Raw genomic sequence first — 18,810 nt, 5'->3', positions numbered from 1 at the left:
AGGAACGGGGCCAACACCCCATCAGGGGAGGTGGCCCCGTCCGGGATTGCAAAAAAAGTGAAGAAAATCGAATCAGTCGAGGTCGAGCATCCGCGAGACAACCGCGGCGATCGCCCACGCCTGCGTGCGCGAAAGCGTCTTGATGCGCAGGACCGGCTGGCTCTTCCAGTGCCCAGCTTCGCCGAGAGCGACGAACTGGACAAAATCAATCTGGATGATCCAGCCTTCGGAGCTTCCGCGGGCAACCGATAGCGCCAGCCGTCGGCGCGCGGTCCCGCTGTCCGGCCAGTCTCGTGAAGCCGACAGGCCGTAGCAGTCTTCGTTCGGATCGTTGATGAAGTTGGCCGCCACGATCCATTCCGGTTCTATCTCGGATTGGCGCAGGGTCCGGGCAATGTGATTCACAACCTGGCTAATGGTTTTTCCAGCAGGATCAAACGCCGTGCTGGCATGCACGACCGGTGGTTCGAGAAGTTCGGACATGGGAATCGGATCGGAAAATAAAAAAGCCACACCTGTGAAGGTGCGGCCTTTGATGAAATGCAGCTCGCCCTGGCGAGCCGTTGACAGTAGCGTCTAGCGGGGAATGCGGGGATACCGACGTTCGCGCTGTGCCCTATGGGCATTGCGGTCCATCAGCGCGCCGAGACCGTAAAGCGCCAACGCAGCGCCGACAATCAGATAGCTGATGTCCATGCTCATTCTCCTTTCATGGAATGCATGCCACGAACAAACGTTATCATCAAACCCAGGATGATACTGGCCTCGAGCTTGATACTCTCGAGCGTCCATTCCTGAGTCGAATGCCACACCCCGACCGCGCCGAGAAAGGCTGCGGCTGCGATCGTGTGGCAGAAGCGGCCAAACTGCTGCTGCTGATCCTTCGTCGGATCGGTGAACGGTTGCAACAGGCGGACGACGACTCCTTCCGCCCCGCTGCGCCGAAGCGTCTCACTGATGCCAAAACTGCCATCGGTTCTGGCATCCAGACGTACGGTAGCGCCGTCGATGAGGGCCGATACAGCGGGCGGCGCTTCCGTGACACAGACTTCGCGGAGTATGCCCAGCAGGCGCTCCGACGGGTAGACCTGCTCCATCTCGCGCAGGTAGCTCGCCCGATCGGAAATTGTCATTCCCGACGGATACTCGACCTGGATCTCGACGATTTCCATCGCGCCTCCTAACGTCGTTCGCTGTCGAGGCCTGCGGCAAGCCGCAAGCCGCCGAGCAACGCATCGTAGCCCTCACGGGACGACAGTTGCTCGAGCGAAACCGCGTTGTCACCACCGCCCGACAGATCGGAGCGGCCGCGACGCGTGCGAAACGAAACGGCGACCTTACGCCCCGTCGGGGAGTCTGCAACCTCCAGCATGAGGGCCGGGGTTCGCAGGGTGACGCGGCAACCGCGATTGCGGCGAGCCGGTTCGGTGACAATTTCGTGCTCGCCGGAACGCAAACGCAGATCGCGGGCGACACGACGCAGCATCTGCGTCGCGTGGTGTGTGATGGCGGCGTCCGTTGCCGCGCCGGCGCTACGCCGGTCGGCATGGAACACCTTTGGAATCTTGAGCATTTCAGCCTCAGAAAAAGAAAAAGCGAGGTGCCCTTTAGGGAACACCTCGCGATGAAGGAATGCGCCGGCGCTGGTGCCGGCATCTGAAGAGCTGGTCAGTGAGTGACGCGAAGACCCGAATTGGTCGAAACGAGAAGCACGTGCTCGCCCGCGACAAAGCGCTGGTCGTCGGGTTGAGCGACGACAACAGTGGCGCCTGAATTCTTGCGGACAATGATCTCGAGCCCTGACCGCTGCGACATGGCCTGTGAAACCTTCTGTGCGACAAAGCCCGATGCAGCGCCCGACAAGGCCCCCGCGATGTAGCGTCCTGTGCCGTTGCCGATGGTCTGGCTACCGAGGAACGCGCCGACGCCTGCGCTGATCAGCGAAGTAAGCCCAGAGTTATCCGAGCCCGCTTCAATCGTGATGGCGCGAGTGCGAATTACCATCGCTTCTTCAACCGTGCCTGAGCGCTGGACGTCGTAACGCTGATACGTATTCGGCGAGCCGAAATCGGTACTGGCGCAGGCGGACAGCATGGATGCGAGAACGAGACTGATGATGATCTTGAACATGGTTGCCTCAAAGAATTGAAGGGCAACCGTCCCATCAGGGAGGTTGCCCTGACGGGAAGAATTCAACCGCGGTAACACAAGCGGTTTGATGAAGGATTAACTGGTGCGAACGTGGTTCGAATATCCGGTGACGCCGACAGCCTTCTCCGGGTTCCAGATCGCCACTGTCTGACTACCGACCAACCACGACACGTTCTCGTCGCTTCCTGCGATGCGTCCTTTTGCAGGAACAGCATCGGGGAACTCACGAACGAGGTTCAGGGAAAACATGTCGTAGGTGTAGGCGGTTGTCGCCTGACGGAAACCCTGGCCGTACACGAGACTCAGGAGTTCCCGAGACTTGCCATATGCCTCGGCCTGAGAGACCAACGCCTTTGGGGATGTCGCGACGTGATCATGCGAAACAGGGACTTGCAGCAGCATGGTGCGGCTCCTAAGAAAAAGGGAGCCGACTCCCTGTTGGGAATGGCTCCCAGCAGGGTCAAAGACAGGCGGAAACCCGTCGTGGATGACCGACATTCGTCGGTCCGAGGTGGACGCACTCCGGCAAGCCAGAGTGTTCTTTCGATGCGCAAGAGCGCGGGTGATACGGCCAGTCTAGGCCAGTCCGAAGCGCGGCCAGCCTGGAAACATCGAGAAAACCGCCCCGCTTTTAAAGTTCTCCCTGCTTCACGCGAGCGGCAGCGCAAAAAAAAGCGCTGATCCCGAAGGACCAGCGCTGATGTCAGACTTCGCGCGCGGCCCGCGGGCCGCGCAATTCAGAACAACGTTGGGTTAGCCAAAATACCAGACGCGCGCCTGTCGATACGCGCCCGCCTTGAAGACGCCGATCATGTCGGGTTCCATGCCGCCTCCGTCGGCGGTCGGGCGCACGCAGATGCGTTGAACGTCGTTTAACAGCGTGACGACGGCTTCGCCGACGCACGACCTGGCCTCGATAGCGCCAATGGTCGCCATATGGCTACCGTCGACCTTGAAGGCGTCCCAGAACGCAAGGTCGATCGCCTGTGCGACAGTCGTCTCACGATAGTTCGAGAGATAGCCTTCAACGGCAGATGACAGGGCATCTTCGAAGGTCACTTCGTTGTCGACGATGAGGACGTACGCGCGAGCCTCGGAAATCAGGTTCGCCGCGTGTTCGCCTTCAAGATCGAACAGGCCCTCGTCGGTTATGCCGTCAAGCGCGCGTGCGTCGATCGAAAGAGATTCGTCGCCATCGACTTCAATGATCACGCCTTGCATGCGTTGTGCGGCGGCTTTGATACGTGCGGCCGTTTCGTTCATTGTTGCTCCTCGTGAAATAGCCGCGCGGAGCAACCCGCACGGGTTGTCGGTCCGCGCGGGAAGGTTTCTAAGGAATGCTGCTCGCGAGAGCGGGTTCAGACGGCATCAGGCGAAACTGGGCTCGCCGTCCTCCAGTGCAGGCCACGACAGCCAGACCAGCGCGAGCCCGAGACCGAGCACGTCCGCCAGCATCTGCATCAACTGGTCCGCATCGTGGCTGGCCAGGTATTGGCGTCCATCGTGCATCAGCGTCGAAGCGACGAAGTACACGACGGCAAACGTACCGGCGACCAGCACGCGGTTACGCGAGGGATACTGGATTTCGTCGAGACGGAACCACACCTGATACGGCTCGGCGAAGCCTTCGTAGCGGTGAAACGCCGCCAGAAAGAGTGCAAGCAGAGTGATGACGAGCGCATTTGCATGCGCATACGGAGCGCTGGCAGTGCGAGCGAGCGCGGTTTTAGAGAAAAAGTTTTTCGGCATTGTGTGTGCCCGTAAAAGTGTTTGAGGAATGAAGCTCAGGGATGCAACGACATGCGCTGCTCTCAGGTATAGCGATTTGCAACCTCCATAAAAAAGCCGCTTCCCGAAGGAAGCGGCTGTTCAGTCTGCTGCGGCGGATTTCCGGCTCTTTCGAGCCTTCTTTTCCTTGGGTTTGGGTGCCTCGTATCCGAAGCGTGCCCACGCAGCAGGGTCAATCGGGATTGGGTTCGTACGCCCGGTTGCCAGGTTCACGAACACGCCCGAATATTTCAGCGAGCCGGTACGGAACAGCGTCCAGAGCAGATTGAACGCCTGAACCGCAATGGCCGAGTTGATGACCAGCGACTGCTTGCGCAGCGCGTCGGCCATCGAGCAGGACGGCGTGTCGTCGTCAGCATCTTTCGACGGGTCGACCAAGTCCGGGAACAGGTCGCCCACATGCGGCAACCGGTCCGGACTGGCTTTCCTCTGACACCTGGGCATGGTCTGTCCAAGCACCACCTGCCCGCGATCCGTGTCATTGCCGCAGTCGAGGTAATACGCGTGCGTTTCCCCGACTGTGTCGAGAATTGCCTTGCGGGCAGCACGCGTATCAACACAACCAATCACCAGATCGACATTGAACAGTGCCGTGCGACCATTCAGGCGTTGCGTGACCGCCCGCCAGTTGGTGCCCATCAGCATGTTGAGCCGGTTCACGATCAGCGAGGCCTTGTAACTGCCCACGTCGTTCGGATAGAACCCCTGCCGTCCAACGTTAGTCGGGCTCACCGTATCGTCGTCGTACACCGTGCACTCGATCCCGCCGGGGTGTCCCAGTTCGATCATGGCGTGGTGCAACCGCGCGAGGGCTGGCAGAACAGCACTGCCCGTCCCGCCCGCTCCAACGACGATGACTCTCCAGGGGCGCTGCGCCATGTGCGCCGGACTTTGATGTCTGATCGCATCCGTCATGCCGCCTCCCGCACGCGCACCGCCTGATACCACGACGCCGGCGCGCGCTCCGTCTCCTCAAAGATCCCCTTCGCGCACAGGCGCACGGCGATGCTCGGGGTCGAACGGTCACAGTTGCCGATGACAAGCGCCATCTTCACGTCATGCCGGTCATCGTCGTTGTCGGTCGACGAAAAGTACGCGGGATGCCTGCCATGCGAATGGCAGTCCATCACCAGCACTTCGTCGCCGGCGAGAGCCGGAGGCTGATACTTCAGCGAACCGCCGGTATGGGTCACGATGCCCACCGGCGCGAGCCGGAAGGCCTGCGTCGACGGACTCCACACAATCCACGCCCCGGTTTCCATGGGATGCGCCTTACGGGCCATCTCGGCAAACGCACCCACCAGGTCAGCCGGAATGGTTTCGCACAGCAGCCGCGTGGACGGCGTGACCCGTCCATACGGTATGGCCGTGCGGACGTTGAATTCCGCGACCTGGCGCACCAGCGATAGCCACGGACGCCGGACTTCAAGGAACACACCATTCTCCGCAATCAGCAACCGCTCACCCGCCGTCAGCATCTCTGCGATGGTTTCGTTGCGCGGGACCATGACGGTCGGAAACGACCGTTGCAGCGTCATATCGAGAATATTCATGTTGTTTTAGCCTTTGGGACCCTGCGCGATCAGATCGCCGAGAGTCCGTTTCATGGGCACGAGACATTGCAGGGGGAACTGCTCGCCGTACTTGCCGGCCAGCATTTCCTTCCAGAATGCAAATTCGCCTCGTGGGTGATTGACACGTTTGCCACCCGCATTGGGGTGCGTGAACGCCGATTCGAAGAACCCGCTTTCCCAGCCGCTTATCGATGCGATGTCGATGCGATCGGGAACACGTGCGGAGCCAATGCAGATGGAACCGTGGTCCCAGGTGTTGAAATACGGCGGTTCGTACAATGCGGTGTCAGGTGTTGGCCGTGCGGCGCCGTCAACGGCGTACACGTATAACCCGCTATTGCGCGCCTGAAAGACCAGGCCCGGATGAGGCACCACCGCGGTGATGTTGCCAAGCTCGGGGCAGTCGAAGAAGACCCGCTGCATCGTCGGCCGGCACCACCAGGTCACAGCGGTGCGGTCGATCGCGAGGACACTCTCCGGCAGAAACTCGGCCTTCGCCGCACAGCGTTCGGCAAGTGAATCGAGCGCCGTGAACAGCGCGCCGCGGTCCACCGGTCGTCCCGCACCGATCACGGGGCGCTTGCCCTTGATCGTGACGGGATGCGCCGTGGCATAGACCGGGCTGTCCGTGCTCGCGACACCCGAATACAACAGGATCGCTCCCGTCACAGACAGCGGGACCGAATGCCCCGTCGACAGAAAAACGTCTTTCATTAACTTGTCCCCTGCGGATCGCGCGTGATCAGTGAAACCACGCGGTCAACCTGACGAAGAATGGAAAAGCCCAACGACAGGTCCGCGTACTGCTTGCGGATGTCATCAGGGGTGGTGGCAAGCGCGATGAAACCGTGGAAGCACGATCCGTCGCCGCCGTTGCTGAAATACTCGTAATGCGTATCGAGCACATCGCCGACATACGGTCCGTCGCACGCCGCGATGGACGTGGCGGCATAGATCGCCTCAGGTCTGAACGCCCAGTCAAACAGGTTCCGGCGACCAGCCTTCGTGAGCAGAACCGTCAGATGCTCCAGTTCCGCGCACAGCTCGCGTATCCAGCCACGCTGGGTATAGCCCAGACGCCGCAGTGACTCGATGCCGAGTGCAGGAAATGAGCGCCACCGGTGAGCCCGCAGGTCGTACCGGCCGATCTCCATGCTGTCCGGACAAAGCTCGTCGCGAACAACGGACGGCAGGTACTGCTCGTACTCCTGTGGGTCGTCGCCAAAGCGGTCTTTCAGCATCTCGATCGCCTCGTCATCGGTACACCACGGATCGCCATCCCAATGCCATTGCGAAAACATCCCAAGGAAGTCATCGGGAGTTCGCATCCACAGCGTGCGAAAGGCTGCGCGGTTGATCAGGATCAGCGCGGTGGCGAGCAGCCGCGGATGCGCCTGGATCAATGGCGCCGCCCGGTCTTCGATCATGTAGACGTAGTCCTCGACGGTGTCGATGCCCAGATACAGCGGCGAGCTCACCTCGAACTCCGACGCGTTGTCCTGATACATGATCTGGTCCTGGACAGACGCCACATCGAGCAGTACCGGCCTGAATGTCAGCCGCTTGAGCGTGCCGCACTGGCGTCTGATCCAGGCGAACAGCGCCTGCGCCATCGCGTGGCCGGCGCCTTCGTAACTGCCCACATCGGACGCCCGGAGCGCGCCGGACTCGAAATGAGTCGCGACGAGCCGTGCTACTCCTGCGTCATGCGGCCACTTCATCGACGGCCGCGCAACAACGTCGCACGACACATCCGGAAGCGTCAGAAAATCATGGGCAGTTCGACGTCGGGCAACGGCACGCCGCTGCGGTTGCCAGCTGACGCCGTCAAGAGCGACGTGCGCATCAGCCGGCCGAGGATCGAAGAACATTGCTCGATCTCCTTGTCATGAAAAAAAACCGCCCTTTCGAGCGGTTCATTGGACGATGGCATTGCCTCATCGGCGATGCATTGCATGAGCGCTTGCTTACGCATCGCTACCCTTGGCACCTGCTGCACGCATGAACGTGTAGCGGGCGGTTTCCCCGTTGTAGACCGGACCCTCGATTGCGGCCGTGGTCAGCTCCGGATACTGGGCGGAATACAGATCGCGCACCTCTTCGGCAGAAAAGGTCGGACCGGGATCGACGAAGTTCACGCCGTTGTAGACGAACTCGCGAACCAGACGGGCGACGGAAATGGACATGGCGAACCTCAGCTGAGCAGGGAAAGAAGATCGGTGCCGGAGGACTTCCCGGCATCCACTGGCGTTGCAGAAGCCGGCGCGGCCGACGCAGACGCTGACTGTTCGTCATCATCGTTGTCGGCTTCATCGTCCTCATCGCCCTCACTGCTGGCGTTCGACTGACCGGCTTTCGCCGGTGCCGTCTTACCGCCCTTTGCGAGAGACTTCTGCGCTTTGGACGCCTGGCTCTTTTCCGCTTCCTGCAGGATCGCGGTGGTTGCCGCGACCTGTTCGGACAGCGACGCATGAGCCGTCGAGTACGAACCGATCGCCGCAGCAAAGCCCTCGTCGAGCTCGGCCGCCGTACCAGTAAGCACCAGCGGCTGGCGCAGCGCAGCGTCCTTGCCCTCGCCTTGCGGCACCACCACTACCGCCATGCGGTCGTTGTCCATCTTCAGCGTAAGTTGTAGCTTGCCGCTGGCTCGCACCAGCGCTTCAAGTTGTTGAAACATTGAATACCTCGAAAGAGGAGAGACGCCGCGCGATGGCGGCGTATACATATAGAGGGGAGACGGGACGCAGAACGCGCCCCGCGATTTCAGAACTTCAGCACCTTCGGCAGCTTGCCCTCGTAGTCGAAACCTTCGACCTTGAGGAGCGCCTCGATGACTTCCGGCTTCGATTTCGCGAAGACCTTCTTGAAGTTGTCGCCCAGCGCGGCGCGGATGCCGATCTCGTCGGCCAGCACCATCATCTCGGACTTCGTGATCAGCTCCAGAAACTCCTTGTCGAGTTTCCAGTGCTTTTTCAGATCCAGCTTGTGCGACTTGCACAGTTGCGTCAGATACGTCACATCCAGACCTTCGATTGCGGCGAACAGCATTGCAATCATCAGGTCCGCCTGTGAGCTTTCCTTCGCTGCCTGCACGGCGTCGATCGCCTTGGGCAGGTTGGACACGGGTGCCTCGCTGCCAACAATCCGCTCGAAGAACTTGCGGAACGCAGCATCGTCGACCTGACGTGCATGACCGCTCAGCACGACTGCAATCAGATACTGGCGGGCCAGTTCATGATTCATGCCGATATCAGCACGCAAGGCCTTGCGCCACAGCTTCACGCGATAGGCCTTCACCTTCTCGGACTCGGCAATGACCGTCACCGAGGGGTTCGTGGACGCCGGAGCAGTGGCTGACTTGCTGCCCGCACTTGCGCTTTTGGCTGCTGGTGCGGACTTTGCACTGTCGGGCTTTGCCGGCTGCGATGCAGCCTTCTCCGCCTGGATGCGAGCCGCCACCTTCTTCATGTTGCAGATGGTGTCGAAGCACTGGCCGCGATAGACCTTACCAAACGAATCAGGAAGGCCACTCACTGCTGCGCCGTAATTTGCGCAACCGTGACAGGCTTTCGCCTGTTCGAGACCAACGCCGTTCGCGCCTTCCACAGCCAGTTGCACGCGCGTGTTGTTGTCCCCGGCACGCACGATACGCACGGTCTGGAACTCGTCACGCAGGCCTGCCGCTGTCACTTCAAGCTGCTTCTCCGTCTTCTCGTTGAAGCAGGTCCGGTTGGTACAGTTTCCCGTGCCGATCGCTTCGCCAAACATCTGCGCCTGCGTCGACGAATTGTGCGGGCAGCCCGCACAGTCCGTCCTGTCGAAGATGGCAGGAGCCAACGCGCACGACGCCGATTCCACCAGCTTGCGCACATCAGCGGCCGACCGCCTCTCAGCGACAACGACAGGCAGGACCTTGTCCTGATTCTCTTTCGAGAGCGCCGCCAGCAGTTCGGCGTGAGCGATATTGATTTTCCGCTCGCTCAGCGCGTCGAGCACCGCCTTCGAACAGTTCAGCAGCGCAAGGCGGCTGTCCAGTGTCGAGCGTGACCAGCCAAGGATTTTGGCAGTCACGTCGCGGTCGCCGCCGTGCAGCCCGAGCAGCTCGGCGGCATCGACGGCTTCTTCGGCAGGAGAGAGATTGTCGCGCTGGATGTTTTCGGTGAGCGCAATACGGCGCGCTTCGACTTCATCGACGTCCTTTACAACGATGGGCATCGGGAAGTCTTCACCGTGAGCGTCCATGGCGCCGCGATAGCGACGACCACCTGCGATCACCTCGAAGTCGAAGTCGTCTTCGACAACAGGGCGAACGATGATCGGCGTGTCGACGCCATGCGCGCGAATCGACTCGGTCAGTTCCGCCATCGCCTTCGGATCAAAATACGTCCGGGGATTGCGGCCGAGCTTGATGCGCTTCAGGGGTGCAGTAAGTTGTTGCATTGCAGGTTCTCCAGAGAGGGGAACCTGCTCCCTATCGGGAGTGGTTCCCGATGGGGTCAAGATGGATGCCGGGCGAGCCGGCGGGGTCGATGCGTCAGCGACGCGGTAGGTTCATCAAAGATACCGTCACGATCCGCCGGCGTTTCAGCGGAAAGCTTCACAATTCCATATCGCTAAGAACCAAGGCCCACCGTTCTCGGGTGGGCCTTGGTTTCAAAAGAGCGTCAACTGGTCGATCGTGTCGAACACCGATGGCTCGCGCGTACCGCTCGCAAGCGACTGCTCGAACAGTTCCGCCAGAGACGTTGCCTCACGAACAGGAGAAATGTCTGCGGCGTTGCCGTTTGCCCGTTCCAGTACAGCGACATCGGGTTCATCCATTCCGGTTGCGACCGCATCGCCACCCGCATCGTGGCGGGCAGCTACTGCGATCTCTTCGACTGGCTCGTCGTGCTCGAGCGCGACAGCATCCCGAAGCAGTTCTGCCTCGACCCTCCGTCGCAGCCTGAAGGTCCAGCCGCCCAGCACGTGCGCAGGCGTGTACCACGTGCCCCATACTTCCATCGACAGCGCGTTGCCATGTACCACGGTGGCGGGGATGTGCAGCAGCGAGAGTTGCACATAGGCCATGTGGACGCAACACGGATCAATGTCGATACAGGTCGCGTGCATCACCTGCTGATAGTTGTGGCCGGCAGCATGCAACGATTCCGCCGCAGCGATCACCATGCCACCAGCGCCACATGCGGGCTCCTGAAGCCGGATGAAGCCGCGCCGTTGAACTTCGGCACCGCAATCGCCCATCAGCATCATCGACATCATCCGGGAGACGGTGTAAGGCGTGAATAATGCGAAGTCGAGGATTATGCGAAGCTAGGCCCATCACGAAGAAGTGCCCCTCGTGACGGGCCTTTCCGAGTAAATCAAGCTTCACATAATCAAAGACTTTGCAGGAAGGCCAGCAGTGCCTTCGGTGGGCGATAGACAGCTGGCCTTGCCTCAGGCTGCTTCAGCCGAGCCAAGGTACGCTGCTTCATCGCCAAGTCCGCTTCCACATACATGTGCGTCGTAGATGGGCTCTCATGTCCGAGCCAGAGCGCAATCTCGCAGGCATCAGTACCGGCCTGTAGCAGGCTCATCGCGGTCGTGTGACGCACGACGTGCGGGGAGACCTTCATCGACCTCAGTTCAGGGTATCGGACTGACGCTGCCTCTACAGCAAGCTGCAGGCGCTGCGCGACATTGGCCCTCGTCATGTGGCGGCCATCACGCGTGGGCAGCAATGGCGAGTCTTCAACCAACTGCGGATTCAGATACAACCACTCGCGTACCCCCTTTGCAGCGCTCTTCCACAAGGGCAACGACCGCTGTTTGCGGCCCTTGCCCCGTAGCTTGATGCTGCTACACGGACCGAGCACGACGTCGCCAACGCGCACGCCGATGATCTCAGAGACGCGGGCACCAGTGTTGAACAGGATGGTGAGCATCAGTCGGTCGCGCTGGCCGATCCAGGTGTCCGTCGCCACATTGATCACCCCCGTCATCTGCTCGCGCGTCAGGAACCCGACCAGCTTGCGGTCATATCGTTTCATCGGAACGGCAAGTGCACTTTGGATCGCGCCGAGACTCGCCGGCTCGCGCCTGGCAGCAAACTTCAAGAACGCCCGTATCGCTGCGAGCCGGACGTTTCGACTTCGTACCGAGTTGTGCCGCTGAACTTCGAGATGATCCAAGAACTCGCTCAGAAGCTTGGCGTTCAGATCGACGATGGCCAACTCATGAGCCGCCAGACCAAGCCTGGCTTCAGCAAATCGCAAGAGGAGCACGAACGTATCGCGATAGGAGGCAACGGTGCGCGGGCTCAGGGCTCGCTGCTGCACCATGTAGTCTGTGAAGAACTCTTGCACGAGTCCCGGAGAGGATGTAGCAGTCTGACGGCTCATCGTGCACCCCCGATCGTACCCTTCTCAACGAAGTCCTCTAGCCGGTCTCCGACGGCGCTCATCAACTCCGGAATCCCTGTGAGATACCAGTAGGTATGGGAGATCCTAGCGTGACCTAAGTACGTGCACATCCAGAACATCGCGTGCTCGATCGACTGGCCCGTCTCGCGCCAGCGTTGTACGCGTCGTACAACGAACGTATGACGGAGATCGTGCACGCGAGGAAGCGGGTGGTCCCCGCGTGCTACCCAGCCGAGTTGTTGTTGCAGCCGTCGAAAGACGTACTCCACGGCCTCCCTTCGGAGATAGCCGCCGTTGCGCGAAGCGAAGAATGGAGAGTCTATCTCCGTGCTGTGACATCGATCACGAGCGTTGCGGTATGACTGCAGCTCGCTGACCGTGCTCTGATGAAGGGGCAGGCAGCGAGACTTGTGGAACTTCCCGTTGCGCACGGTGATCGATCCCACTTGGAGGTCGACGTCACCGAGGGTGAGAAGCCTCGCCTCGGAAAGCCGGAGCCCTGCCGCTGCGAGCAGACCAAAGATCGCGCGGTAGGTCTGGGGTCGCAGAGCCCAGCTGGGTGACAGCCGCCCTGCTGCGTCCAGCAAATCGACAAGCTCGGCGTCAGTGAAGATATGGGGAGTCAGCCGCCGATGACCGCGTCCCAGTACTCTCAGTGTCGGGACCTCCGTGTCTGGTTCGAACTGCCTGTAGTACGCGGCGAACGGACGCACCACCTCCAGTCGACGGGCGGCTGTCACCGAGCTGGTTCGTCTCACATGCTCTTGCGCCCATGCCAGCATCAGGGCTGCGGTAAGCGGACCGCGGTGGGCTCGCGCATCTGCGAAGCGCGCGAATCGCTGGAGCGCGTATGCCTCCACCCTCAGCGTGAAGCCCAGCCGTCGGCGTTCTTCGACGTAGTGGCGCACGGCGTCTTGCATCGATGTTGCGGCGTTCATGATGCGCTCCCGGGCCACGGCATGGCGACGAGGGCTAGATGGTCGAAGTCGACCTTTGCGTACACACGCGAGGCATCCAACTCGCGATGGCGCAGCACATCGGCGACCTCCTTCAATGTGCTGCCGCTATTGAGCATCCGCCGAGCCAGCGTATGACGCAAAACATGCACGCCGGTGTACGGCAGGCCGGCGCGACGATATGCCTCTCGAACGGCCTTTCTAACAACAGCTGTGCTCACTGGCTTGTCCACCGGCGCGATATGTCGAACGAAGATACGCCGACTCGTCGTGAGCGGACGCTCTAAACGCATGTAGTCGGCGATGGCGGCGCCAGTCGCATGAGGCAACGGCAGGACATCGGACCGCTGGGTCTTGCCCCTTTGGATGGAGACAGTGCCAGCTCGCCAATCTATGTTGTCGAGATTCAGGGCAATCACCTCGCATCCTCGAAGGCCCAGGTCGACCAAGCAGCGCACGATCGCGTAGCACCGTAGGCGTGAGGGCAGATCAGATGGAAAGGCCCGGAGCAATCGCTCGATCTCGTCGGGAGCAAGAGTCTTGGGCAGTGCAGAATTGCGCCAATGCGCGGGCTTGGCGACGACGGGCAGCAGATGGGTGACGGGATCACCTTCACTTGCTCGGAACAGGAGATAGCTCCGTATGGTGGAAGCCGTCACTCCTGCACTAGCGGTAGAAATGCGAGAGAACTCCCTCGTCAGGAACGCGCGCAGCTCCGCGGCCGTCGGACTGATCGCGCTCGTTGGCATGCACAGCAGACTTCGGACTATTGCGACTCGCCGCAGCCTCGTACTTGCTGCGAGACCTTTTGCCCGCGACATGTAGTCGTCAAAGCGACGTAGCACGACTTCGTCCCTTTCGTCACACGGGCCCTCGTCCCCAACTCCGCTTGCGCGCACGACTTCCGTCAAGTGCCCGAGCGCGGCACTGAGGTGACGTCGGCTTCTGAGAACCGGGGCAGCACAGGTACAACGGGGAAGATGACGATCAAGAAAGCAGATGATGTGGCGATCCAAGCTGGCTAGATCGAATGCTCGCCCCTTTAGCCAGAGAGAAAAGTGCGCAAGGGAAAACAAACTCGACCGGATCGTGGCTGGCGCGTACTTCAGCGCCGACAACCGATCATAGTAAATCTGTGCGAGCGGCGCCAATTTCCCGTCACGCAGTCGCGACGCCGCAGGTTCGGGAAGAGCTTCGAAGACATTCATGGCGAACTCCTTACGGGGGTTGAACCCAAAGAAGACGCCGTTTCTTATGCAATGTCCATCCAGTGCTTCGTTGCCCCGTGATGCCCTCTGGACCGAGCGCCCTGTGGGGGCTTCGCATAATCTTCGACTTCGCATAATTCACCTTATGCACAGGTTCGCATAACGTGAAGAACTGGCCTGCCCTGTCGTTTCCGAGCCCCAGCATCATGTAGGTCTCGCCGAGAACGTCCGTCAGGCCACCGCCAATCAATTGAGCGCCTGACGTTGGCTTGCCGATCATCGCCACACGCAGCTCGAACGACTCAACGAGAAGGCCAAGCATTTGCGGGAATTTCGCGACTTCCTCCTTTTTGTACTTGCCGACGATATCAAGGTAGCGCTTCTCGCGGGCATCGAACTGCGCACGATCCACACTGTTGCTGATCGCCAGCGCACTCAACTCGACGAAGTCGGAAAACACCGTATGAAGATGATGCCCGTATGAGAACGACTGGATCAGTTTCACCAGCTCTTTCTGGCACGAATCCGCGGTCAGATCGTGCTTACGTTGTGCGGCGTTTTTGCTCATTGCTCATGCCCAAGGTCCGAAAAATAGACGAGGCATGCCCCGAGGGGCGTGCCCCACGGGGTTAATGGATGTCCTAGATGCCGTAGTGGTTGCGTACCCGACGCCGACGCTCGGCGAATGCCAGTCCGCCAGTCACCGATTCGGGTGCTGCCACCACCAGAAGGCGCAGGGCCGCTGCGCGGCAATGGGTCGAATACCGCTTCTTCGACTTCACGATCCGCAGCAGGCGATCGTGTGTTTCGTACGATAGGCAATGCATCTGCATGCCGATGCGAAGCAGCCGATTGAGGTTCATGATGCTCCCGGTCGTTTCGATTGACGGGAGCACGCCCGCAACGGGTGTGAAACCCGTCGGGGTGAATGAAGAGAGCCCGCGTGCTGCGGGCATTCTGTCGATGCGTCAGTGACGCGGTAGGTGAGTCGATCGTATCGCCAACGGCACGGCACTGCGACCGGAATGACGGCGAAATCGATGCGGCTTTCGGAGAAGACTCACGTGTCCATCGCGGCAAGATATCCACCGTTTCGCTTAATAAACCTGTGGATATCTGTGCGCGCGTGCCACCTGGCAAGGCGGGCAGACCCGTGATCAATTGGAAGGCACGCACCCCATCACGTCGCGCTGCCGTCAGCCGGCTAACGGCCCTAACCCGGAAAGCTCGACTAAACCATATAGCTTTCGCCGGAAATTGATCTGCTGGAAAGCTCGCGCAAACGCTTGAGCTTTTGCGCCACCCCGGTTCCTACCCGCGCCCGACAATGAGAAATGCCCGCGCGCGGGCGCCCCGGAACCACGCCTTATGTCCGAGCCGACCGACAACACGCACCAACCCTCGTCGCTGAGGCGCCGGCGCGTAATCTATCAGACCGGCCCCCAACGCTACGGCGAAGGGCTCATCACGGCACACGACAAAGACTCAGGCACCGTGATCGTGATGGACATGGAGGACGGATCGTTCTGGCGCAGGTCCGAGTCGCAAGTCGAAATCATCGTCTGAGGAGCAGCATTGATCGCCCGATTCAACGGCAACACCACAGGGAGTGTCGCCTTCACCACCGCCGTCGCCGCCTGCCTGTTCGCCTTTCTCCTGCCGGTCTTTCATGCGGACGGCGTCCTGAAGCCGGTGTGCCTGGCAGTGGTTGGTGCCCTGATCGTCGAGATGAACCGGCGAAGCATCATTGGCGGACTGGTTAAGCGTGCCAGCCGCAAGACGGGCACGTCAGCCCGCCAGGCCGTCTTCATTAACGGCGTTCGGGTTGGCGAAATCCGCGAAGCCGACGCTATTGCCATCAAACTCGAAGCGCTGCGCGATCCGCGCAACTATGTCGCCCAGTTCGCCAACATCATCGCGTTCATGTGCCGCGGCGCGGCAGCGTCTCTCGTCCTCACGCCGCTGCTGTTGTTCTGGCTGGCGCTTTTCTGCGCGTGGACAGCACCGGAAACTTTCCAGACTGCCATCTCGGCAATGGTCCACCTGCAACCGGGCGATCTGGCGAATTTTGCGACCACGCTCATCCTCCTAGCCCAGATCGCCTTTGTGATTGCCGTTGGACTGTCGTTCGCCTTCGGCCTCGACCTTGGGCTCGAGAACGTCTTCCGCCGTGCGGCGCACCGTGAGATCCGCCTCGCCATCGATTGCGCGACTGACGGCGAAATGACGCTGCGCGCGCCGGGCGCCTCGCTCTCACTCGCGTGACGTGAGAACCGCATCCCGCGCGAATATCAGCCCGAAGGTAGCAATACCCGTTTCCTACCAACCCGCTTTCATGGCCGCCCCTGTGCGGCCATTTTCTATGGTGGACCGAAACCATGTCAGACGTAGCTTTTGATGGCGGCAGATTCCCGCTTGCCGATGTGCAGGAGAACCCGGCCCGTTATGTGAAGCGCCTGGAACGCGCCAAGATTGCGCCCGGACATGCCGTGTGTCTGTGTGCGAGGCACGACACCCCACTGCAACTCGTTATCCGGCGGTACGGTTCGCTGCTACATCTCGCAGGGTGGCCGGACGATGGACATCGGCACGCGCGAGGATGCGCCTTCCACAAGGACCCGAGCGCCGCGAAGCCCGCAGGTGGCGGCGACAGCAAGGCAGCGATCATCGCAACGCCCGCCGGCTTGAATGTCAAGCTGGACGCATCGCTCACCCTGCGCGAGACGAACTCAGGTTCCCGCGCATCACCGGCACAAACGTCAAACCGCCCAGGCCGACGCTCCGCTACCCTGCTCGCCTTCCTGCAGACCCTCTGGTGTGAAGCCCGCCTCAATGAGTGGACAGGACTGAGCACGACACGCCACTGGGGCGTGTGCAACGCATGTCCCCACAGGACGACATGCTGCCCGATTTCGTGTTGCGCGACGCCGGCGCGCAGACGCACGTCGAGGTCTACGGCATGAACGGCGTCCCAGCCTACGAGACGCGCAAGGAGGAAAAGCGGGTGCTTCAGCTCGCGCGCGGCATTCCGGCCGTCGAATGGGAGGTCGATCGCGAGCCGCTCGCGCACGTGCAGATCCCGCCGCCTGGCGATGCGCGGGCGACTTGACTCCACGATAGGCCCGGTAACCTGGAAATACATTGCCGCGGCGGCACACCGACCCCGGCGCGCGCATCAACAACACACACAGAAACAGGAATCCGACCATGCAATTGACAAGGGCAAGCCACCGCGACAACCGTAAATCGGACGGCTACATGAAGCTGAAATCAATTTTCGCGACTGCAGTGCTCTTATCGTCGGCGAGTTGTTTTGCTGCCGATCTGCCCGATCCCAGGCTCACTCCGGGCGCGATCAATCCGGACGTGACGCAGGCAAACATCGGCAGCACCATCTGTGTGAGAGGCTGGCCAAAAACCGTGCGACCGCCCGCCTTCTATACAAACAGGCTCAAGAAGCTCCAGATCCGGCAATACGGATACACGGATACCAACCCACGCGACTTCGAGGAGGACCACCTCATTCCGCTCAGCGTCGGCGGCAATCCGACCGATCCTCGCAATCTGTGGCCGCAGCCGCGCAAGTCCGAATGGAACGCGGATCGCAAGGACGAGTTGGAATTCGCGCTTTACAAGGGCGTGTGCAACGGCGAAGTCAGCCTTCACGATGCACGCCGCGCATTTGCGACGGATTGGATAGTGGCATATCGCCAGTACGGCGCACTGCTTCAGCGGTATCGGTACGGCTACACAGACTGACGGAGGCAGACGCACCGCGACCACACACGGCGCCGGGTGGCAGTTCGGCCCGCCGCAACCCAACGAACAGGAGTCACCGTGCAACAGATATCCCAGATCCTCCAGGACATCCTCAACCTGACACGCTATGCGACATCACCCTTCGTTCTTAACGGTCGACCCGATTCTGTGCGCCAATGGCTTCTCGCGCTGCAGGAGCATTTGAACGCCGTCAGACTCCGGATCGACAACGCACTCGCGTCCCTCGATGAATCGAAAGTAGGTGAGCTCGGCGATTGGACTGACGAGGAACGCATCCTGAGCAACGAATGGGTGCTTCGTCACTATCCCAACGAGTCTGAAAACATCAGGACGGCGTTGCGTAAAGCGTGGCGCGCCGGACAACGACTACCCTACAAGTCACAGATGGCCTCTCCTGCGACAAACCAGAAAGCTTGACTTTCCGGTCGAATCGGCACGATGGAATTGCGTGCCCGGTTCCCGATCGGGCTATCTAACGGAGTCCTCCATGCTCGGCAAAAGCTTTTTTCTTGAACGCGCTACCTCGCGCTCGCTCGACTGGCTGGGCCGCTACCCCGCCTTGGGCTGCGCCTGTCACGATCCGCAGTCACTTTCCTCGGGTCGCCAGATAGTCGTCGCAGCGACAACGTCCAATGGCGTGCGCTGCGTGTTTTTCAGTGCAGTCGGGTCGGTCCTCGATTTCAGTGCGACATGGGCCGAACTCGAGCGCGCGAAAACCTGGTGGTACTTCGTGCAGCGCTGGTATTTCTGGGTCGTGCCAGACGCGAAGACGATCGACGCGATCAATTCGACGGGCGATCAGATCGGCCATCTGATCGTCCCGATCTGCGCGCCGTCCGATCTCGCCGACGCGGCGTTTCTTCCGTGGCTGGACGCGATCGAAAAGCGCGCCCGCCAGTGCGGCACGCTGGCGGTACAGTCTCACGATGTCGAAACTGTCTGAGCGGGA

Annotated in this window: 27 protein-coding genes; 7 read left to right on the top strand and 20 right to left on the bottom strand. The window is 60.8% G+C overall.

Annotated features, from left to right (window positions below):
- Nucleotides 1-72: 72 nt before the first annotated feature.
- From GCT19_RS22220 to GCT19_RS22125, 20 genes are all read right to left on the bottom strand, one after another.
- The gene (locus tag GCT19_RS22220; protein ID WP_018432914.1) at nucleotides 73-483 is read right to left on the bottom strand and encodes a hypothetical protein; all 411 of its coding nucleotides are present in this window, start codon (nucleotides 481-483) and stop codon (nucleotides 73-75) included.
- Between the two features lie 215 nt (nucleotides 484-698).
- Nucleotides 699-1,172, bottom strand: coding sequence for a hypothetical protein (locus tag GCT19_RS22215; RefSeq protein WP_152853156.1), 474 nt, complete (start codon nucleotides 1,170-1,172; stop codon nucleotides 699-701).
- A gap of 8 nt (nucleotides 1,173-1,180) precedes the next feature.
- Nucleotides 1,181-1,573, bottom strand: a complete 393-nt coding sequence (locus GCT19_RS22210; RefSeq protein ID WP_018432911.1) for a hypothetical protein — start codon at nucleotides 1,571-1,573, stop codon at nucleotides 1,181-1,183.
- Between the two features lie 95 nt (nucleotides 1,574-1,668).
- Nucleotides 1,669-2,130: an outer membrane lipoprotein gene (locus tag GCT19_RS22205; RefSeq protein ID WP_018432910.1), complete on the bottom strand. Its 462-nt coding sequence runs from the start codon at nucleotides 2,128-2,130 to the stop codon at nucleotides 1,669-1,671.
- Nucleotides 2,131-2,226: 96 nt separating this feature from the next.
- Nucleotides 2,227-2,553 carry a hypothetical protein gene (locus GCT19_RS22200; RefSeq protein ID WP_035490444.1) on the bottom strand — a complete coding sequence of 109 codons (327 nt, stop codon included), beginning with the start codon at nucleotides 2,551-2,553 and terminating at the stop codon, nucleotides 2,227-2,229.
- 351 nt (nucleotides 2,554-2,904) lie between these two features.
- Nucleotides 2,905-3,414: a hypothetical protein gene (locus GCT19_RS22195; protein ID WP_018432908.1), complete on the bottom strand. Its 510-nt coding sequence runs from the start codon at nucleotides 3,412-3,414 to the stop codon at nucleotides 2,905-2,907.
- 105 nt (nucleotides 3,415-3,519) lie between these two features.
- Nucleotides 3,520-3,900: a hypothetical protein gene (locus GCT19_RS22190; protein WP_018432907.1), complete on the bottom strand. Its 381-nt coding sequence runs from the start codon at nucleotides 3,898-3,900 to the stop codon at nucleotides 3,520-3,522.
- 120 nt (nucleotides 3,901-4,020) lie between these two features.
- On the bottom strand, nucleotides 4,021-4,854 hold the full coding sequence (locus GCT19_RS22185) for a PRTRC system ThiF family protein (RefSeq protein ID WP_026228183.1): 834 nt from the start codon (nucleotides 4,852-4,854) through the stop codon (nucleotides 4,021-4,023).
- The gene (locus GCT19_RS22180; protein WP_018432905.1) at nucleotides 4,851-5,492 is read right to left on the bottom strand and encodes a PRTRC system protein A; all 642 of its coding nucleotides are present in this window, start codon (nucleotides 5,490-5,492) and stop codon (nucleotides 4,851-4,853) included. The genes GCT19_RS22185 and GCT19_RS22180 overlap by 4 nt, the downstream gene beginning before the upstream one ends.
- 6 nt (nucleotides 5,493-5,498) lie before the next feature.
- On the bottom strand, nucleotides 5,499-6,227 hold the full coding sequence (locus GCT19_RS22175) for a PRTRC system protein B (protein ID WP_152853155.1): 729 nt from the start codon (nucleotides 6,225-6,227) through the stop codon (nucleotides 5,499-5,501).
- Complete coding sequence (locus GCT19_RS22170) at nucleotides 6,227-7,384, bottom strand: PRTRC system protein F (RefSeq protein ID WP_026228182.1); 1,158 nt, start codon at nucleotides 7,382-7,384, stop codon at nucleotides 6,227-6,229. The genes GCT19_RS22175 and GCT19_RS22170 overlap by 1 nt, the downstream gene beginning before the upstream one ends.
- Nucleotides 7,385-7,480: 96 nt before the next feature.
- Nucleotides 7,481-7,699, bottom strand: coding sequence for a PRTRC system protein C (locus GCT19_RS22165; RefSeq protein ID WP_018432901.1), 219 nt, complete (start codon nucleotides 7,697-7,699; stop codon nucleotides 7,481-7,483).
- An 8-nt stretch (nucleotides 7,700-7,707) separates the two neighbouring features.
- Entirely contained in the window at nucleotides 7,708-8,190 is a 483-nt protein-coding gene (locus GCT19_RS22160; protein ID WP_018432900.1) for a PRTRC system protein E, read from the bottom strand.
- 86 nt (nucleotides 8,191-8,276) lie between these two features.
- Nucleotides 8,277-9,953, bottom strand: coding sequence for a PRTRC system ParB family protein (locus tag GCT19_RS22155; RefSeq protein ID WP_018432899.1), 1,677 nt, complete (start codon nucleotides 9,951-9,953; stop codon nucleotides 8,277-8,279).
- Nucleotides 9,954-10,166: 213 nt separating this feature from the next.
- Entirely contained in the window at nucleotides 10,167-10,766 is a 600-nt protein-coding gene (locus GCT19_RS22150; protein WP_254898676.1) for a DNA methyltransferase family protein, read from the bottom strand.
- Between the two features lie 125 nt (nucleotides 10,767-10,891).
- The gene (locus tag GCT19_RS22145) at nucleotides 10,892-11,896 is read right to left on the bottom strand and encodes a tyrosine-type recombinase/integrase (protein WP_152853154.1); all 1,005 of its coding nucleotides are present in this window, start codon (nucleotides 11,894-11,896) and stop codon (nucleotides 10,892-10,894) included.
- Nucleotides 11,893-12,855, bottom strand: coding sequence for a tyrosine-type recombinase/integrase (locus GCT19_RS22140; protein ID WP_152853153.1), 963 nt, complete (start codon nucleotides 12,853-12,855; stop codon nucleotides 11,893-11,895). The genes GCT19_RS22145 and GCT19_RS22140 overlap by 4 nt, the downstream gene beginning before the upstream one ends.
- Entirely contained in the window at nucleotides 12,852-14,081 is a 1,230-nt protein-coding gene (locus GCT19_RS22135) for a site-specific integrase (RefSeq protein ID WP_018432891.1), read from the bottom strand. Before GCT19_RS22135 ends, GCT19_RS22140 begins: the two co-directional genes overlap by 4 nt.
- A 10-nt stretch (nucleotides 14,082-14,091) precedes the next feature.
- Nucleotides 14,092-14,649 (bottom strand): hypothetical protein, encoded by a 558-nt coding sequence (locus GCT19_RS22130; RefSeq protein ID WP_018432890.1) that lies wholly within the window; start codon nucleotides 14,647-14,649, stop codon nucleotides 14,092-14,094.
- A 73-nt stretch (nucleotides 14,650-14,722) separates the two neighbouring features.
- On the bottom strand, nucleotides 14,723-14,944 hold the full coding sequence (locus GCT19_RS22125) for a hypothetical protein (protein ID WP_018432889.1): 222 nt from the start codon (nucleotides 14,942-14,944) through the stop codon (nucleotides 14,723-14,725).
- A gap of 505 nt (nucleotides 14,945-15,449) precedes the next feature.
- Here GCT19_RS22125 and GCT19_RS22120 point away from each other — a divergent pair.
- The 7 genes from GCT19_RS22120 to GCT19_RS22095 all read left to right on the top strand — a co-directional run bounded on the left by GCT19_RS22120 (nucleotide 15,450) and on the right by GCT19_RS22095 (nucleotide 18,804).
- Nucleotides 15,450-15,647: a hypothetical protein gene (locus GCT19_RS22120; RefSeq protein WP_013094767.1), complete on the top strand. Its 198-nt coding sequence runs from the start codon at nucleotides 15,450-15,452 to the stop codon at nucleotides 15,645-15,647.
- 9 nt (nucleotides 15,648-15,656) lie between these two features.
- The gene (locus GCT19_RS22115; protein WP_018432887.1) at nucleotides 15,657-16,346 is read left to right on the top strand and encodes a hypothetical protein; all 690 of its coding nucleotides are present in this window, start codon (nucleotides 15,657-15,659) and stop codon (nucleotides 16,344-16,346) included.
- A gap of 113 nt (nucleotides 16,347-16,459) precedes the next feature.
- Entirely contained in the window at nucleotides 16,460-17,044 is a 585-nt protein-coding gene (locus GCT19_RS22110; RefSeq protein ID WP_227717619.1) for a DUF1173 family protein, read from the top strand.
- On the top strand, nucleotides 16,963-17,190 hold the full coding sequence (locus tag GCT19_RS43440) for a hypothetical protein (protein WP_227749315.1): 228 nt from the start codon (nucleotides 16,963-16,965) through the stop codon (nucleotides 17,188-17,190). The genes GCT19_RS22110 and GCT19_RS43440 overlap by 82 nt, the downstream gene beginning before the upstream one ends.
- A gap of 98 nt (nucleotides 17,191-17,288) precedes the next feature.
- Nucleotides 17,289-17,840, top strand: a complete 552-nt coding sequence (locus GCT19_RS22105) for a hypothetical protein (protein ID WP_152853152.1) — start codon at nucleotides 17,289-17,291, stop codon at nucleotides 17,838-17,840.
- A gap of 78 nt (nucleotides 17,841-17,918) precedes the next feature.
- The gene (locus tag GCT19_RS22100) at nucleotides 17,919-18,278 is read left to right on the top strand and encodes a hypothetical protein (RefSeq protein ID WP_018432884.1); all 360 of its coding nucleotides are present in this window, start codon (nucleotides 17,919-17,921) and stop codon (nucleotides 18,276-18,278) included.
- 70 nt (nucleotides 18,279-18,348) lie between these two features.
- Nucleotides 18,349-18,804, top strand: a complete 456-nt coding sequence (locus tag GCT19_RS22095; RefSeq protein ID WP_018432883.1) for a hypothetical protein — start codon at nucleotides 18,349-18,351, stop codon at nucleotides 18,802-18,804.
- The last annotated feature ends 6 nt before the right edge of the window (nucleotides 18,805-18,810 follow it).

The sequence above is a fragment of the Paraburkholderia atlantica genome, from assembly GCF_009362785.1.
GTDB classification, from domain to species: domain Bacteria; phylum Pseudomonadota; class Gammaproteobacteria; order Burkholderiales; family Burkholderiaceae; genus Paraburkholderia; species Paraburkholderia atlantica.
Note: the sequence above shows the minus strand (reverse complement) of the source record. Positions and strands in the feature narration are given on the sequence as shown.